The organism is Frankia sp. AgB1.9, from assembly GCF_016786355.1.
GTDB lineage: Bacteria > Actinomycetota > Actinomycetes > Frankiales > Frankiaceae > Pseudofrankia.
In genome coordinates this window covers 1-16,581 of the sequence record NZ_JADWYX010000115.1, presented here as the reverse complement: position 1 = coordinate 16,581, position 16,581 = coordinate 1, and the positions used below count along the sequence as shown (strand labels likewise).

Sequence of the window (16,581 nt, the reverse complement as noted above, 5' to 3'; positions counted from 1 at the left end):
ATGGTGCGTTGCGGTCGAGTACTACCAGTCCCGCGGATCGCCTGGCAAATCGCGTGGTAGATCGGTCGGGGCAAAAGTCAACCCAGATAAAATGCCAAACTGTCCATTGGATCGGGGAAGGTTGTATGGACATCGAGACCGCGTTGAAGGAAGCGATGGCACTCGACGGAGCGCTCGGGGTCGCGCTCGTCGACTACGAGAGCGGAATGATGCTGGGCTCAGCCGGCGGTGGCCGGGCGCTCAACCTCGAGGTCGCGGCCGCGGGCAACACCGACGTGGTCCGCGCCAAGGCGAGGACGCTGGAGGCGCTCGGTATCCGCGAGGGGATCGAGGACATCCTCATCACCGTCGACCGGCAGTACCACATCATCCGCCTGCTCACCCGCGGCGGCAGCCGGCTGTTCCTCTACCTCGCGCTGGACCGCGCCCGGGCCAACCTCGCCCTGGCCCGCCACGGCCTGCGGCACATCGAACGTGAACTGAGCATGTGACGTCCCGGTGGCCTGCCAGGCCTCCGGTGTCTTCCCAGGTGTCTCGTGCGAACGACGCCGCCTGCTCGGCCGCTGACCAGCGGTCGGCCAGGCGCGCCGGCTCCTGACTTACCGAAGGCCGCTTACCTACCCGAAGGCGCTGACCTACCGAAGGCGCTCACGTCGACGTGGCGCAGCCGGCTTGCGTCGGCGAACACGTCGATCTCCACGATCCGCCCGGCCCGGACCGTGAAGCCCAGCACCGCGACGACCGCCGCGCCCGGCGGCAGCACGACGAGGCCGGGCCGGCCGTTGACCAGTGCGGCGCGCCCGTACGGGGACATCGGCGCGAACGTCGACGTCCGCTCGGCCACCGCGTGCGCGCCCCGGACCTCGCCGGACGCGCGGGGACCGGCGTCCGCCCGCAGCACCACGTCGGGATCGAGCACCGCGAGCAGGCCCGCCAGGTCACCGTCGCGGGCCGCTGCCTGGAAGGCCTCGACCAGGCGGCGCTGCTGGGCCGGGTCGCCGGTGCCGTCCGGCTCCACCCCGCGCAGCCGGCGGCGGGCCCGGCTGGCCAGCTGCGTCGCGGCGGCCGTGGACCGTCCGACGATCGGGGCGATCTCGTCGAACGGCACCCCGAACAGGTCGTGCAGGACGAAGGCGAGCCGTTCGGCCGGGCTCAGCGTCTCCAGGACGACGAGCAGCGCTAGGCCGACGGCGTCGGCGAGCAGCGCCTCCTGCTCCGGGTCGGCGCCGCCCACCGGGGCGACCACCGGTTCGGGCAGCTGGAAACCGGCCGGCTCCTCCCGGCGAGCCCGGCGCGCGCGCAGCTGGTCGAGGCAGATCCGGGCGGTGACGGTCGTCAGCCATCCCGGCAGGTTCGCGACGTCCTCCCGGTCGGCACGGGTCAGGCGCAGCCAGGTGTCCTGGACGGCGTCGTCGGCCTCGCTGAGCGAGCCCAGCAGGCGGTAGGCGACCGCCCGCAGCCGCGGCCGCTGCCCCTCGAACACCTCGGTGAGCGTCTCGGTCATGGTGTGCCTCCCTGTTCCGTCATACCGAGTGACGAGCGGCGACCGGCCGACCTGACCGAACCGGGCCGGCCTGACGGGCAAGGAGCACCCCGATGAAGCTCACGATCTTCGCGGCGACCGGTGGCATCGGCCGGCTGCTGGTGGCACAGGCCCTCGACGCGGGCCACGAGGTGACCGCGGTGGCGCGGCGGCCGGAAGCGGTGGCGCCGTCGCTCGGACGGGTCGTGGCCGCGGACCTGGCGACGGCCGACCCGGCGGCGCTCGTACCGGCGGTCGCCGGCGCCGACGCCGTCCTGTCCGCGCTCGGCGGGCGCAGCCGGCGTGACACCGACGTCGCCACCCGGGGCACGGACGCGATCGCCACCGCGATGCGGACCGCCGGCGTCCACCGGATCGTCGTGGTCAGCGCGGCCCCGATCGGCACGGTCGCCTCGCCCGCGCGGCCACGGCCGCCGCGTCGCGACCCCGGTGACGGCCCACTCATGCGCTACCTGCTGGGACCGGCGGTCAAGGCCGCGCTGGGCGGCCACTACGCGGACCTGGCCCGGATGGAGGACCTGCTGCGCGCGAGTCCCCTCGACTGGACGATCGTGCGGCCACCGAGGCTCACCGACGGCCCGCTGACCGCCGCCTACCGCACGGCCTACGGCCGCAACCTGCGCCGGGGCGCCTCGGTCTCCCGGCCGGACGTGGCGCACTACATGCTGCGCTGCCTCGACGACCCGACCAGCGGGCGCCAGACCGTCGGGATCGCGCGGTAGGCCACCTGCCGCCTACTCGGCCGGCAACAGCAGCAGGACGGCGGCTCCCAGCCCGCAGAGCAGATAGCACTGGCCGACGAGCCCGCTGCTGCAGGAGCGCAGCGTCAGGCGGACCTGGTCGCGACGGGACGCGACGCAGGCCGGCCGGGACGCCCGCCGCCCGGTGAAGACGAGCGGAATGCGCGTGCCGGCCGGGACCGGCCGCAGCAGCGGAAGTCGGGCCCGGTAGGTCTGGCCGTCGTCCGCGACATAGCTGACGACGGCCCAGCACGGTGTGGCCACCGTCTGGACCAGTCGCGAGGTGTACACGCCCTCGACGACGCCGACGCCCCGCAGGCCCCGCTGCTGGCGACCGGTCCTGGACCACAGGTCGAGACCGGGCAGCAGCGCGAACAACGCGACGGCCCCCCACCAGAGCCTGGCCGGCACGCCCTCGTGGTCGGTCAGCGCGATCGCCGTCGCCATGAGGAGGACCGGCACGACGACGAGGATGACGAACACGCAGATCAGGCGCCGGTCCGCGGCCTGCCACCGGTCCGGCGCCTCGGCCGCGCGGGCGGGCCGCCAGCTCGTCCGGGCGCCCCTCGGGTCGTCGTTCGCGACGATGTCGGCGCCCGTCGGGGCCGGGTCCCCGCGCGGTGCCTGATCCACCGTCGCCGCCTCCTCGGACCTGAGCGCCGGGACGGCCGCCCGCGGCAGGGTCGCCCACTCTCCCAGCCGGATCAGCCCTCGGGCAACTTCTGGTCGGGCTTCTTGCGCTACCGTCGCCACGACGCACAACGCCCCGGCCAGAACGCGGATTCTTGTCCAGGGCACGGAGAGCCCAGCTCAAGCTCATCACCGACGGATTGCTGCTCTCCACGCCGCACAAGATGCGGCTCAACACCCGCGCGCGATATGTGCTGGCCTACTTCCACCAGCCTGACTTCCCGACCCGTATCTGGTCGGTGTCCGTGGGAAACGACGGCGACTACTACATTGCGGAAGCCATTTCACCAGAATGTTCACGCGCTCCTGCCGTGAGCGCGTCACGACCCGGCGGATCCTCGCCGAGGACCGGTTGTCGCGCCTCGTCCGGTAGGCACTACGGCGCGGCGCGAGACGACGTCGGTGCCTTCCGGGTCGCCCGGCGCGACACGCCGGTCCACGTAGGCGCGCCGCAGGGTGCCAGCTTGCTGCCTGTTGACAGATTTCGGGATGGTGGACCATCATGCGGGACCTTCAGGTTTCCTGCTGATCGGAGCCTGGTACTCGCAACCATCCGTGTCCACCGAGCGACCACCGGACAAACCTTTCGCCAGCCGGCCGGCACCGACCCAGCCGGTCGGCACGGCGTTCCCGACGAGCCAGACCCCGGCGCGCACCACAAAAGTCAGTCTCGTATTCAGCCGACGCCAACGGCAAAGGTGGAGAACATGTCGCACATTGGGAGACCGGACCGTCGACGGCCCGGAACCCGGCCATTCCGGTCCGCCACCGCCCACCAGTTACCGACCCGCCCGGTCGGGTTACGCCTGGCCGGCGTCGCGGTCCTCGCCGCGAGCCTGGCCTTCGTCTCGGCCTGCGGCGGCTCCGGCGGCACGGCCACCGCCCCCGCGCCGGCGAGCGGTTCCGCCGGCCAGGCGGACATCCTCGGCCCGGTGGCCAAGGCCACGGGCGCGCCCATCACGATCGGCGTGATCACGGACGGGGCCAGCCCGGTCGCCGACCACACCAACGACAACAAGGTCGCCCAGGCCACCGCCAAGTGGCTCAACGACCGTAAGTCCGGCCTCGGCGGCCGGCCCATGGACATCACGATCTGCGAGACCCTCGGCGACCCGGCCAAGGCGACCGACTGCGGCAACCAGATGGTCGAGAAGGGCGTCGCCGCCGTCGTCATCGGTACCTCCAGCGTCGTCGACAGCGCCTGGAAGCCACTGAACGACGCCAAGATCCCCGTCATGATCTACGGGTCCGGTGACCCGAGCCTGCTGTCGAGCCCGACGACCTTCAGCCTCGGCAACCCGACCTTCCCGATCATCGACCTGCCGATCCAGGTCGCGAAGGACAAGGGCAACAAGAAGGTCGCCGCCATCGTGATCGACGTCCCGGCGGCCCTGCACTCCGCCCAGGACGTCGCGCCCCCGCTGTTCAAGAAGGCGGGCATCGGCTACGAGCTGGTCCGGGTGGCCCCGGGCACCGCCGACATGACGCCCCAGATGCAGAAGATCGCCTCGGACGGCTCCGACCAGGTCTTCATCATCGGCAACGACTCGTTCTGCATCAGCGCCATGAACGGCCTGAAGCAGGTCGGCTTCACCGGCACCATCAGCGCGATCTCCCAGTGCATCACCGACGCCACCCGCAAGGCGGTCTCCGCCAGCACCCTCAAGGGCATCGTCGTGAGCGCCACGGTGCCGATCGGCCCGGCCAGCCCGTCGATGGACCTGTTCACCAAGGTCGCCGAGACCTACGGCAGTGGCATCGACCTGAGCTACCAGGACGGCATGATCATGTTCTCGCTGGTGGCCGGCCTCCAGGCTGCGACCCAGGGCATCACGGGTGACATCACCCCGGCGACCATCACCTCGACCATCAAGGCGATGAAGGAGACGCCGCTGCCCGGCGCCGCCGGCCTGAAGTTCCGCTGCAACGGCAAGGCCATCCCCGACCAGCCCGCGGTCTGCGTGCTCGGCGGCCTGACGACGACCCTGGACGACAAGGGCCAGCCCACCGCCTACAAGGTCCTCGGCAACACCCCGATCCCGGCCTGACACCCTTCGGCCCAGCCGGCCTCGCCTTGATCGCTCTTTTGGCCCTCTGGTGGCTGTGGAACAGGCCCGGTAACGACCACCAGAGGGCCGAAACGGCGATCAGGGGAAGCCGGAGCGGGCGACCTTGCCTGCGGCGGCACCGGCTAGTCGGTGCAGGAGATGATGTCCTCGAGCTCGTCGTCCGTCGGCGCGGCGGGCACCGCTGACCCGGTCCGGTCGGACTCGCGCAGCATGAACCCGTCCAGGATCGCCTCGACGTAGCGTCGCCAGAGGTCCGGCTGGGTGCGCGCGGTGTGCTGGCTCAGGCCACCGGTGAGCATGAAGATCATCGGCAGGTCCGTAAGGGTGAAGTCGGCGCGCAGGCGCCCGGTCGACCGGGCCCGTTCGACGATCCGGGTGAGGATCGGCAGCAGCCGTTCCTTCGCGAGATCCCGGTGGCCTTCGGCGACGGAGAGCATGGCCTGCCACATGGCGCGGTCGGAGAACTGGTGCTCGCAGGTGCGCAGCACCGCCGTGCGCAGCGCCTCGACGGGGTCGCCGATCTGCTCGGCGGCGAGCAGGATGTCGCGCGCGGCCTCGAACCGCTGCTCGATCAGGGCGCCCAGCAGCGCGTTCCGGTCGGCGAAGTGGCGGTAGACGGTGCCGACTCCCACGCCGGCCGCCTCGGCCAGCTCGTGGAAGGTGACCTCCAGGCCCCGGACGGCGATGAGCCGGTCGGCGGTGTCCAGGAGCAGCGCGCGGTTACGGGCGACGTCCTTGCGCACACGCGGGGCGGTGGTGCTGGCGACCGCGGCTGTGGCGGGCATGGCTTCGGTTTCCTCCGCGGCTCGTCGACGGTGGCGCGTGGGCCCGGCCCGGTAACGGACCGGGCCCACCCGCCGGGGACAGGCGTCGGTCAGGCGCCGAGCGCGATGACCTCCGCTTCATTCTCGCCGGCCTGCCGCACCCGCGACGGCAGAACGACGGCAGTGATCACGGCGCCCAGCATGAGGATGCCGGCGCTCCACCAGAAGGCGGTGGTGTAGCTGTGCAGGGTGGCGAGCACGGCGCGCTGCGGGCCGGCGGGGTGCGACCCGAGGTAGCCGCTCATGGCCGAGGCGGCGATGGTGTTCAGCAGCGCGGTGCCGACCGACCCGCCGACCTGCTGGGCGGTGTTGACCATCGCCGAGGCGACGCCGGCGTCCTCCGGCGCGACGCCCGCGGTGGACAGGCTCATCGCCGACGCGAAGACGAGGCCGAGGCCGACGCCGAAGACCATGGTGGCGGGAAGGACGTTCGCGGCGTAGGTCGAGCCGGCGTCGATGTGCGTGAGCATCCACAGGCCGACCCCGCCGATCGCCAGACCGGGCGCCATGATGAACCGCGGGCCGAACCGCGTGGTGAGCACGGTCGAACCGATCTGCGAGGCGACCATCAGGGCGGCGGTCATCGGCAGGAACGCGAGGCCCGACCGCACGGCGCTGAAGCCGAGATTCTGCTGCAGGTAGTAGGTCAGGAACAGGAACACCCCGAACATGCCGGCGCCGGACATCAGGATCGCCAGCAGTGACCCGCCGCGGTAGCGGTCGAGGATGACCCGCAGCGGCAGGACCGGGTGCGCCACCCGCTGCTGGACCAGGACGAACGCGACCAGCAGCACCCCGGCGGCGACGAGGAAACCGATCGTGACCGGGTCGGCCCAGCCGCCGGTCTCGGCGTGCGAGAAGCCGAAGACGACGGAGAACAGCCCGGCGGAGACGAGCAGGATGCCCGGGAGGTCGAGCCGGGGACGTTCCTGCGCGGCCTGGTGGCGCAGCCAGGCGACGCCGCCGGCGAAGGCGAGCGCGGCGAAGACCAGGTTGACGTACATGCACCAGCGCCAGGACAGGTACTCGGTGAGCACGCCGCCGAGCAGCAGCCCGATGGCCGCGCCGCCGCCGGCGATCGCCCCGTAGATCCCGAACGCCTTCGAGCGCTCCTTGACGTCGGTGAACGTCGTGGTCAGCAACGACAGCGCGGCCGGCGCGAGCAGCGCGCCGAACCCACCCTGCACGGCGCGGGCGACGACCAGCATGCCGAAGCCGGTGGCCGCGCCGCCGAGCGCCGAGGCGATCGCGAACCCGACCAGGCCGATCAGGAACATCCGCTTGCGGCCGAACAGGTCGGCCAGCCGCCCGCCGAGCAGCAGCAGGCTGCCGAACGCCAGGGCGTACCCCGTCACGATCCACTGCCGCTGGTCGTTGGTGAACCCCAGTGCCTGCTGCGCCGACGGCAGCGCGATGTTCACCACCGTCGTGTCCAGCACGACCATCAGCTGCGCCAGGCCCAGCAGGCCCAGGATCCACCAGCGCATCCCGTGCATCCGGTCGGTCTCGCTGCCGGCCGGTGGAACCGCGACGGATGGCGTGGCCACCGCGTCCTTCGTCTGTATGGCCATCGCCATCTCCGTCCCCGTCAAAGTGGACATCATCGCTCCGTTTCCAGAACTGTATCCAGAAACGGACGAGCCAAGTCCACTTCGACGGGTGAGCTTCCTTACGGGCCGAGCCCCGGTGATCTCAGGGGCGGGCTGGGTCCGTGGTGAGCAGCTCGTCGAGCTCGGCGAGGGCCTCGCGCAGCCGGTCTGCGAACGCGTGCATGCCGGCGGCCACCGGCCGCGGGGTGCTCAGGTAGATGTTCAGCCGGTCCGCCAGCAGCACGTAGGCGATGCCGATGCACTTCCCGCTGGTCGAGCCGAACCCGAAGTACTCGATGCTCTCCGACGGGGCGGAGCTGGTGCTCAGGTAGTCGTCGCGCATCACCAGCCAGCCCGGCGACTCGTACAGCGGCGACGCCGTCGGCACCCCGAGCTCGGCGCCGTGGCGGCGCTGGATGAAGGCGAGCTCCCACAGGTGCTGCTCGGGCGCGTCGCCGCGCTGGCAGTCGCCGGCCCGGCGGACGTGCGCCCCGGCCGCGGTGCGCAGCGCCTCGCGGCGGGTGGCCGGGTCCGCCGCCGGATCGTCCAGGGTCGCGACGAAGGCCAGCACCTCAGGTGTGACGACCCGCATCGCCTCCGTGCGCCCGTAGCGCCACTGGCGGGTGGCGATCGACTCGTACGTCGCGCCGATCTGGCCCTTCGCCCGGTAGTGCGCGAGCTGGTAGGCGAGTTGCACCAGCGCGTCCGGTGAGATCCGCAGCGCCTTGGACCGGTCGGCGCCGTGCTCGGGGAAGGTCAGCGCCACCGACGCCGTGTCCGCGCCGAACTGGGTGAACGCCTGGGCCGCCGCCCGGATGTCGGCCCGCAGCGCCTCGTCCAGGACGAAGGTGACGGGCCGCACCGCCGGGCGCCCGTGCGCCCGGGCACCGGAGCGGGCGGACAGCTCGGCGGCCGGCGCGGCGAGCAGCTCGTCGACGAAGCTCAGGATGGTGGTGCCGTCCAGCCCGCAGTGCTCGACGTTGATCCCGGCCTGGCCGTTCGGCAGGACCACGAACGAGACCGCCTTGTCGTACCAGCGGCCGGCGGCGCTGCCGTACAGCAGCTGGTCACAGGTGGCGATCCGGTCCGGCGGGGTGACGTGGTCGAGGCAGACACAGAACAGCGCCCGTTCGACGTCGTCGAGGGCGGCCGCGTTCGTCGGGTCGAGGTCGAGCAGCGCCGCCCGGCTGCGCGCCCAGTCCGCGCGGGCCTTCGTGGTGAGGTGCCCGACGGCGGTGTCGTCCGGCGCGGGCGTCAGGTCGGCGGCGGCCAGCACGTCCACGAGGCCGGTGGCCAGCTCGGCGAGGGTGTGCGGGGTGCCGTCCGGGCCGAGCACCTCCAGCTGGAACATCTGGCCCCGGCGGAACACGACGACGTGACGGGCGTCCGACGGGCCCGGCCACGCGGCGCTGTAGGGCACTCGGACGGTGTCCTGGTCCAGGCCGGGGATGCGGGTGGTGGAGAACAGGAACCGGTTCTGGACCATCGACTGTGGCTGGCCGCGCCGCACCAGCGGCGGGATGCGCTCCGCGTCCAGCCGCAGCTTGTAGTCGAGCGCGGCGGCGATCAGGCCCGCCGCCCGCTCGACCTGCGGGCCGCCGGGCAGCGCCTCGGCCGAGGGCGCGGGCACGGCGTCCCGGAACAGGAAGAAGAAGTTGGCGTTCAGCGCGATCCGGTCCCGGCGGCCCAGGTATCGGGCGGGCCAGAACTCGTCGAGCCAGCTCTGGACACCCTCACTCGCGTCGAACGCGGCGAGCTGCGCGTGCAGCGCGTGCCCCGGCCCGTCCGGCGCGAGGAAGTCTGCGACGGCGGCCTTCGTCGCGGCCAGCTGCTCGGCGGTGAGCAGCGGGGCGCACCAGTCCAGGAACCGCGCGCAGGTCTCCGCCAGGCCGGGCAGCGGGACGCGGGGCAGGCTGTCCTCGTTGTCGAAGGTGCCCGTGGCGGGCACCGTCCCGCCCGTGGCCGCGGCGGTGGTGGCGGCCTCGCGGCCGGTCTGGACGGTCATCCTGGTCGTCTTCCTCATCGTGGTCGTAGCGGGATCGTGGTCGTGGCGGATCGTGGTCGTGGCGGGCGGCCCGGTCGGGTCCCGACGCTGGACGCGCGGCAGCCGACCGGCGCCTCGGCTGGTCATGTGGCAGGTGGGCTCATCCTGGCGGTTGCCAGGCACTGTTGTGACGTATTCGCCGTGACGTACTCGCGCCGGTCGGCTTCTCAGCGTGACCCGGGCGGCCGGGAGATGAACAACTGCGCGTAGAGCCAGCCGTCGGCCTCCAGCCCGCGCGGATCGACCCCGACCCCCGCCAGCGTCGCCAGCACCTGGTCCCGCTCCCGCTGCGAGGCGAACCTGCGCTGCTCGAACATCCGGTCGACGGACACGGTCTGGTAGCCGAACCCGGCCAGCGTCTCGGCGATCGGGTCGAACGGGAACATGCGCAGCGCGAAGTGCGCCATCCACGGCAGGCCCGGACCGTCGCCCCCCGCCGAATCCCCGGGCCCGGCGGCCGCGGACCCGCCCGTGGCGGCCGCGACGATCCGGGTCAGGGTCCGCCCGGTGACGTAGCCCAGGCAGCCCGTCGAGATCACCAGGTCCACGCCGGCGAGCCGGGCCCGCTCCGGCTCGGTCGGATCACGGGACTCCAGGTCCGCGTGCAGCGCGTCGTCGAGGAACCCGGCGTCGACGGCGTAGGACAGGGCGGGACCGGACGCGTCGAGGCCGACCACCTCGATGTCCGTCGCGCCGCCGCGGGCCGTGGCCAGTGCCCGGTCGCCGGCCACCAGAGCAGCCCGGGTACCCGCGTCGGCCGCCAGGCTGTCGTCTCCCGCGTAACGGTCGTACAGCTCGTCCATGGCGACGTCGAACTTCAGCAGCGCCGCGTTGACACCATAGGAGCACCCGACGTCGAGCACGCGCAGCCGCTGGTCCGGGCGCGTTTCCTGGCATTCGTCGATGATTTTGGAGAAGTACGGTTTGGCCAGCTGTGGCAGCCGATAGTCGAGTGTTCGCAGCGTACGGAAGTAGGCGCGCGGGTCGGGCTGGTTGTAGACGTGCTCGAGTGAAACCTTTCCGGTCGCGTCGAAATCCATGGTCGGTGCTCCTCTCGACCCGCCCGTCGACGGGCGGTCAGGGTGGGCATCGGTCCGGAATGCTCGGTCCGGAAATGGGCGGGCGGGAAACGGGCGAGCGAGAATTCCCGCCGGCGGGGTATCTGCTCGCCGGTCAGTCGAGCAACGCGTCCACGCGGATCGGCTGTTCGGCCGCCTGCTCGTGTTCGGGAAGCACCCGGCCGAAGAGCTGCCGGGTCCTGGACAGGCTGCCGACCACGCCCGGCCGCGCGCTGTAGGCGAAGATCACGCTGTGTCGCTGCGCCGGGCCGGTCACCTGGCTCACCCGGTGCAGCGAGTACCGGCCGAGGAAGAGCTGGAGGTCGCCCGGCCGCAGCCGCAGCCGCCGGACGAACCGGTCGCCGTCGCCCGCGAGCACGGCGGCGACGTCCTCGACGTTCTCCCGCGCCGCGGACCGGATGCGCGGGCAGTACTCGAAGACGCCGCCCTGCGCCTCCTGGGTCAGCAGGCTCACCGCGAACTCGTTGGTGTCGAAGTGCCAGGGGTGCTCCCGCCCGGGGGTGACCACGTTGACGCACAGCCCCGCCAGCGGGTCCGCCAGCTCGTGCACGGCGGGCAGCTCGAAACAGGCCGCGACGAAGCGCTGGAACGCGACGCTGGTGTAGAGGCGCGCGACGGGATGATCGGCCGGGATGCGGTCCCGGGCGACGAACGCGTTGCCGCGCCGCATGCTGACCCGCCCCGGGTGCCCCGCGGGCAGCGGCGTCCCCGGCGCGATGTTGTACGCGTTCACGGTCTCGTCGCCGTAGTAGGCCAGCGGCGCGAGCCGCGCGCACTGGGCGCGCAGCCCTTCCAGCGCCGCGGGCCGGACGAATTCCGGAAGCACACAACAGCCGGACGCGGCCAGCTCACGCCGGACACCCTGGATGAGTTTCCGCTGGTCGGCGCTCTCCTGGGGCGCGAACAAGGGGTAGGCCTCGGTGTTCACGACGGCCTCGACCGCCTTGGCCGTCGCGAGGTCGTCAGTGACGGTCTCGGGCCTGGTCACGGGAATCCCTTCATCGACCGTCCACCCCACGCGCCGTCCGGTAAATCCGGCGCCTTGAAGAACCCAGCACAGTTTTCCGGCAGGTATCCGTGCAACGTCCGTCAATGTGACCGGTAACACGCCTGACATCTCCTGGCCTCTTACCGGTCCCGTTCCCGTGATCGGCGGTAAAAGAGCAGGTAGAAAGCACAGTCGCTCGCCTGCGCGTGAGCAGGAGTCCCCGAGGCGCGCGGACAAAGCTCGTCGGCTGGCCGAGGAGGGGTGCCGTACCGCGTCAGTCCCGGCCGGACAGCACGCAGAACTCGTTGCCGGACGGGTCGGCCAGCACGACCCAGGACTCCTCGCCGCTCTGGCCGACGTCGGCTCGGGTCGCGCCGAGCGCGAGGAGGCGCTCCACCTCGGCCGCCTGCTCGTCCGGGGACGACGGCGACAGGTCCAGGTGCAGCCGGTTCTTGAGGGTCTTCGACTCGGGCACCGCGGTGAACAGCAGCTGGACCGAGCTGTCCGGGACGGCGACGGTCCAGTCGCCGTCGTCGTCCTGCGCGGGCTCCACGCCGAAGACGTCCGCCCAGAAACGGGCGAGCGGCACGGGCGCGACAGTGTCGACCACGAGCCATGTCCACCTGAGCGCCACGTCTGCCTCCCTCACCGGACCCTGCGCCCGGAAATCTTCATGCCCGGATATCTTCTCGCCGGCCTGGACCGGGGCCCCGCGGGCGTCGGTCAGGGACGGTCGTCGTCGCGGTCCCACTGCTCGTTGCGCTCGTCGAGGCGCTCCCGCCACGCGGCGGCGTCGGCCGCGCTCGCGTACGGGCCGAGCCGGCGGTGACCGGGCATGTCCGGCGGGTTCTCCGGACGCTGGTGCTCCATGCACCACCACCAGCCGGACGGGTTCCAGGCCTGACCGTCCGGCGCCTCCGACCGAGGCCGCCCACCCAGTCCGACGGCCGCAGCGGCGCGGCGCAGCAAGTTCGCCATGATCGGGTGCTTACCCCGGTCAGATCATGATCGATCCTCGTCGCGCCTATTGACCTTGGCCGGGCCGAGGCTGCGCCAGAGGAACTCGTAGGTCAGCGCCAGCTTGTGGGCCAGCTGCTCGTTGTCGGCGGCGCCGCCGTGGCCGCCTTCGATGTTCTCGTAGTAGCGGACGTCGTAGCCGAGCTCGGTCAGCCGCGCGACCATCTTGCGGGCGTGCCCGGGATGGACGCGGTCGTCCCGCGTCGACGTGGTGACCAGCGTCGGCGGGTACGGCTGGTCCGGCCGGACGTTCTGGTAGGGGGAGTACTCGCGCAGGAACGCCCAGTCGGCCGGTTCGTCGGGGTCGCCGTACTCGGCCATCCACGACGCTCCGGCCAGCAACTCGTGATACCGGCGCATGTCGAGCAGCGGCACCGAGCAGACGATCGCCCCGAACAGTCGCGGGTAGCGGGTCAGCATGACGCCCATCAGCAGCCCGCCGTTCGAGCCGCCCTCGATGCCGAGCTGGGCCGGCGTCGTCACCCCCCGCTCGACGAGGTCCCTGGCCACGGCGGCGAAGTCCTCGAAGACGCGCGGCCGGTTCTCCCGGACGGCCGACTGATGCCAGTCCGGACCGTATTCGCCGCCACCTCGGATGTTCGCGACGACATAGGTGCCGCCGCGCTCCAGCCAGCCGCGGCCGATGCTGCCGCTGTAGCCGGGGGTGAGCGAGACCTCGAAGCCGCCGTACCCGTGCAGCAGCGTCGGCCCGGGTTCTCCCGAGCCGACCACGAAGTAGGAGACCCGGGTGCCGTCGTCGGACACCGCGAAATGCTGGCTGACGGTCAGGCCGTCGGTGGGGAAGAAGCCCGGCGCCTGCTTGACGATCTCGGGCCGCGTTCCGATCTCGCCGCGGTACAGCGTCGCGGGCTGGGTGTAGCCGCTGGCGTTGAGGTAGTACTCGTCGTCGACGTCGGAGTTGGTGTCGCAGATGGCCGCCGAGCCGGTGTCCGGGAGGTCCGCCAGCGGCGCCGAGGCCCAGCCCGCCGCGCTCGGCGTCAGCACGGTGAACTGGCTGCGCACGTCCCGCAGCGTGGCGACGATCAGATGGTTGCGCGTCCACGCGTGGAAGGCCAGCGAGGTGTGCGGGTCCGGCTCGAACAGGACGTCGAGCTCGCGCCGCCCGGCGAGGAAGGCGTCGAGGTCGGCGGCGAGCAGGGCGCCGGCCGGATGGACGAGCTCGCCGACGGCCCACGGCGACCGGGTGGTGACGAGCAGCCAGTCCCGGTGGACCGAGGTCTCCGCGTCGTCCGGGACGTCGAGGCGGACCAGCCCGGCCGGCGTGCGCAGGAACTTCTCGGTGCGGTAGAAGTCGACGTTCCGGTAGACGAAGTCGCGGGTGAAGCCCTCGGTCGGGTCGTGGTACGCGCCGACCGAGACGTCGTCAGCCTTGCCCTCGAAGACGGTGACGGCGTCGTCGAGCGGCGTGCCGCGCCGCCATTCCCGGACGACCCGCGGGTAGCCGGAGGTGGTCAGCGAGCCCACCCCGAAGTCGGTGCCGACGTAGATCCGGTCCGCGTCGATCCAGCTGGCCGAGCTCTTGGCCTCGGCCAGGACGAAGCCGTCGGTCACGAAGGACTTCGTGACCAGGTCGAACTCGCGGACGACGGAGGCGTCCGCGCCACCGCGGGACAGCTGGACGAGGGCCAGCCGATGACCGGGCCGCAGCACCCGCGCGCCGTGCCAGACCCAGTTCTCGCCCTCGCTGTCGGCGAGCGCGTCGACGTCGAGCACGACCTCCCAGTCCGGGACGTCGTCGCGGTAGGACCCGGGCGAGGTGCGTCGCCACACGCCGCGCGGATGGGCCGCGTCGCGCCAGAAGTTGTAGAGGTACTCGCCCCTCGTGACCGGGTAGGGAATCCGGTCGTCCGCGTCGAGGACCTCGCGCAGCCGCGCGCGCAGCTCGGCGAACCCGGCGGACGGGGTGAGCTCGGCGAACGTCTCGGCGTTGCGGTCCCGCACCCAGTCGAGCGCGGCCTCCCCGAGGACGTCCTCCAGCCAGCGGTACGGATCGTCCTGCGTCACCCGCCAATTCTGCCTGATCGCCCGGCATTTCCGACCTGCCCCGGAACGTTCACCCACCCAGCAGCCGGGCGGCGAGCAGGCCCGCGCCGACCAGGGCGGAGCGGTCCCCGAGCGCGGAGCGCACCAGCGACGGTGCGGGCCCAGGGTCGGGGACCATGCCCGCAGCGTCTCACGGGGCCTACCAGCGGTTTGGGCCGCTGGAATGACGCACAGTGTGGCCGCTCTCTCGCGCACCATTCATGATCGGGCGAACTCGATCGTCATTTATGGCGTCTTGGGCGTCTTGTCGTTACTGTCTGATTCGTATTCGCCGCCGGTCCTGGGGAGGGGCCAGCCCGATCGCCTCGCGCGCTCGGGCGGGTGGTCGGCGCGCAGGTCAGATCGTCGCGACGGGATCACCCGGGCGCGACCGCACCTGGGCGGGGTCAGATGGGGCATTGGGAAGATTCGTCACGGGACGCGGAGACCGCCGCGGACTTAGGCGGCGGCGCTCGCCACGGCGAGGCCGACACGGTCGAGATCCTGCGCGCCGAGGCTCCCACCGGACCGCGTTTCGACACCGACCTGTACGACGTCGACCGTCCGGAGGTCCTGGACTACTGGGACGGCGAGGTCCAGGCCCGCGACGAAACCGTCGAGCCTCACCTGGTCGGCGCCGCGGTCGTGATTCCCGCCGCGACCAGGTTCGGCGGCGACGATGATGACGCCTATCCTGACGACGACCCGGCGCACCGGCGGGCGATGCTCGTGTGGCGCTCGGCGGTCGTCACGAGTGCCGCGTTCGTGCTCGCGCTGATCATCGTCAGCGTGGTCACCACGATCCACAGCGGCGGCGCCAAGGCGGACGCCGGCGCGGTCCTGCCGGACAGCGTCGCCAGCTCGCCAGCCTCGGTCGCCGAGACCGCCCCGACGGTGGATGCCGCCGACCCGGCGGGCGCGTTGCCGCCGGCAACCGGGCCGACCCCGGCCGGAGTGTCGGCGCCGGCCGTCGCCCAGCAGGTCGCCGCCGCGGCCCCGGGCGGCGCGGGTGCTGGCTCCGGCGGCGTCGCGGCCCCGGCTCAGACCCAGACCCAGACGAGACCGTCCGCCGGCCCGGTCAGCGCCCGGCCGACCGCCTCACCAGCCGGGTCGGCGCCCCGCTGCGGCCCGGTCGAGACCGTGCTGTTCCTGTTCTGGACGCTGCTGGGCCTCGGGCCCTGCTGAGCGGACCGCCGCGGGTGCCGGCCGCTCAGCCGGTCGGCCGACCGGCGGCGCCCAGGGCGGCGTCGGCCGCGTCGGCGACCTGCGGGATCCGTCGGCCCAGCGTGCGGGTCAGGCCGGGAATCGAGCGGAAGTTCGCCTCGACCACCCCGTCGCCGACGAGGTATTCGACGTAGCCGATCTCGCCGAGGCCGCCGCGCCTCTCGTGGTCGTCGGTGACCGCGAACGCGGTCGACGGCGCCCAGACCTCGATGACCTGGTCGCGCCGCCGGTGGCGGTAGGTGTGCAGGTGGCCCGAGCCGACGGCGCGCAGCGCGACTCCGTCGAGCAGGGCCAGCAGCCGGTCCCGGGCCGCCGGGTCGACGTCGAGCTGCTGCTCGGTCCGCTCGTCGAGGACCTGCCACAGCGGCTTGTGCAGGAACAACAGGACCGGGGTGGCCGTGAGCAGCTCGGCGACGGTCCGTTCCAGCCAGGCCCACTGCCGCGCCTCGGCGGTGAGGCCGGAGCCGAGCAGCTCGCTGTTCACGCCGAGCAGGACGGCGCCGGCACCGTCCTCGCGCCAGTAGCTGGGCCCCCAGGTGGCCTCGAAGGCCGCGACCCGCTCGTCGGTCACCCGCAGGCCAGCCCAGGGGTGCTCGGCCGGCTCGCCGACGTCGTGGTTGCCCGGGACCGCGCGGAACGGGACATCCAGCAGGCCGGCCAGCGACCGGGCGTACGCCCGGGGGGCGGCGGCGGGCGGGGGGGTGCCCCGGGTGTGGGCGGGGGTGCCCGCC

General features: G+C 72.4%; 15 protein-coding genes. 4 read left to right on the top strand and 11 right to left on the bottom strand.

Features of this window, described 5'->3' with window-relative positions; genetic code table 11:
- Positions 1-125: 125 nt before the first annotated feature.
- Positions 126-491 (top strand): hypothetical protein, encoded by a 366-nt coding sequence (locus tag I6A60_RS32765; protein ID WP_203023242.1) that lies wholly within the window; start codon positions 126-128, stop codon positions 489-491.
- A gap of 122 nt (positions 492-613) precedes the next feature.
- Here I6A60_RS32765 and I6A60_RS32760 read toward each other — a convergent pair whose 3' ends face one another.
- Positions 614-1,504, bottom strand: coding sequence for a sigma-70 family RNA polymerase sigma factor (locus I6A60_RS32760; RefSeq protein ID WP_203023241.1), 891 nt, complete (start codon positions 1,502-1,504; stop codon positions 614-616).
- A gap of 92 nt (positions 1,505-1,596) precedes the next feature.
- On the opposite strand from I6A60_RS32760, the gene I6A60_RS32755 reads away from it, so the two are divergent.
- A complete protein-coding gene (locus I6A60_RS32755) occupies positions 1,597-2,265 on the top strand; it encodes an NAD(P)-dependent oxidoreductase (RefSeq protein ID WP_203023240.1) in 669 nt (222 codons plus the stop codon).
- 12 nt (positions 2,266-2,277) lie between these two features.
- Here the strand turns inward: I6A60_RS32755 and I6A60_RS32750 are convergent, their stop codons facing one another.
- The gene (locus I6A60_RS32750; protein WP_203023239.1) at positions 2,278-2,916 is read right to left on the bottom strand and encodes a hypothetical protein; all 639 of its coding nucleotides are present in this window, start codon (positions 2,914-2,916) and stop codon (positions 2,278-2,280) included.
- A gap of 764 nt (positions 2,917-3,680) precedes the next feature.
- Between I6A60_RS32750 and I6A60_RS32745 the strand changes: the two genes are divergently transcribed.
- Complete coding sequence (locus I6A60_RS32745; protein ID WP_203023238.1) at positions 3,681-5,021, top strand: ABC transporter substrate-binding protein; 1,341 nt, start codon at positions 3,681-3,683, stop codon at positions 5,019-5,021.
- A 143-nt stretch (positions 5,022-5,164) separates the two neighbouring features.
- Here I6A60_RS32745 and I6A60_RS32740 read toward each other — a convergent pair whose 3' ends face one another.
- From I6A60_RS32740 to I6A60_RS32705, 8 genes are all read right to left on the bottom strand, one after another.
- Positions 5,165-5,827: a TetR/AcrR family transcriptional regulator gene (locus I6A60_RS32740; RefSeq protein ID WP_203023237.1), complete on the bottom strand. Its 663-nt coding sequence runs from the start codon at positions 5,825-5,827 to the stop codon at positions 5,165-5,167.
- A gap of 89 nt (positions 5,828-5,916) precedes the next feature.
- The gene (locus I6A60_RS32735; protein WP_203023256.1) at positions 5,917-7,437 is read right to left on the bottom strand and encodes an MFS transporter; all 1,521 of its coding nucleotides are present in this window, start codon (positions 7,435-7,437) and stop codon (positions 5,917-5,919) included.
- Positions 7,438-7,558: 121 nt separating this feature from the next.
- A complete protein-coding gene (locus I6A60_RS32730; RefSeq protein ID WP_203042381.1) occupies positions 7,559-9,460 on the bottom strand; it encodes a choline/carnitine O-acyltransferase in 1,902 nt (633 codons plus the stop codon).
- Positions 9,461-9,666: 206 nt separating this feature from the next.
- Positions 9,667-10,539: a class I SAM-dependent methyltransferase gene (locus I6A60_RS32725; protein ID WP_203042377.1), complete on the bottom strand. Its 873-nt coding sequence runs from the start codon at positions 10,537-10,539 to the stop codon at positions 9,667-9,669.
- A gap of 133 nt (positions 10,540-10,672) precedes the next feature.
- On the bottom strand, positions 10,673-11,566 hold the full coding sequence (locus tag I6A60_RS32720) for an arpA protein (protein ID WP_203023235.1): 894 nt from the start codon (positions 11,564-11,566) through the stop codon (positions 10,673-10,675).
- 274 nt (positions 11,567-11,840) lie between these two features.
- Positions 11,841-12,200, bottom strand: a complete 360-nt coding sequence (locus I6A60_RS32715) for a VOC family protein (protein WP_203023234.1) — start codon at positions 12,198-12,200, stop codon at positions 11,841-11,843.
- Between the two features lie 89 nt (positions 12,201-12,289).
- Positions 12,290-12,544: a hypothetical protein gene (locus tag I6A60_RS32710; protein ID WP_203023233.1), complete on the bottom strand. Its 255-nt coding sequence runs from the start codon at positions 12,542-12,544 to the stop codon at positions 12,290-12,292.
- Between the two features lie 24 nt (positions 12,545-12,568).
- On the bottom strand, positions 12,569-14,665 hold the full coding sequence (locus I6A60_RS32705; protein WP_307873975.1) for a prolyl oligopeptidase family serine peptidase: 2,097 nt from the start codon (positions 14,663-14,665) through the stop codon (positions 12,569-12,571).
- 372 nt (positions 14,666-15,037) lie between these two features.
- Here I6A60_RS32705 and I6A60_RS32700 point away from each other — a divergent pair, with 372 nt between their 5' ends.
- Entirely contained in the window at positions 15,038-15,811 is a 774-nt protein-coding gene (locus I6A60_RS32700; RefSeq protein ID WP_203023232.1) for a hypothetical protein, read from the top strand.
- Between the two features lie 25 nt (positions 15,812-15,836).
- Here I6A60_RS32700 and I6A60_RS32695 read toward each other — a convergent pair.
- A partial coding sequence (locus I6A60_RS32695) for a metallophosphoesterase (protein WP_203055779.1) occupies positions 15,837-16,581 on the bottom strand: 745 nt, incomplete at its 5' end.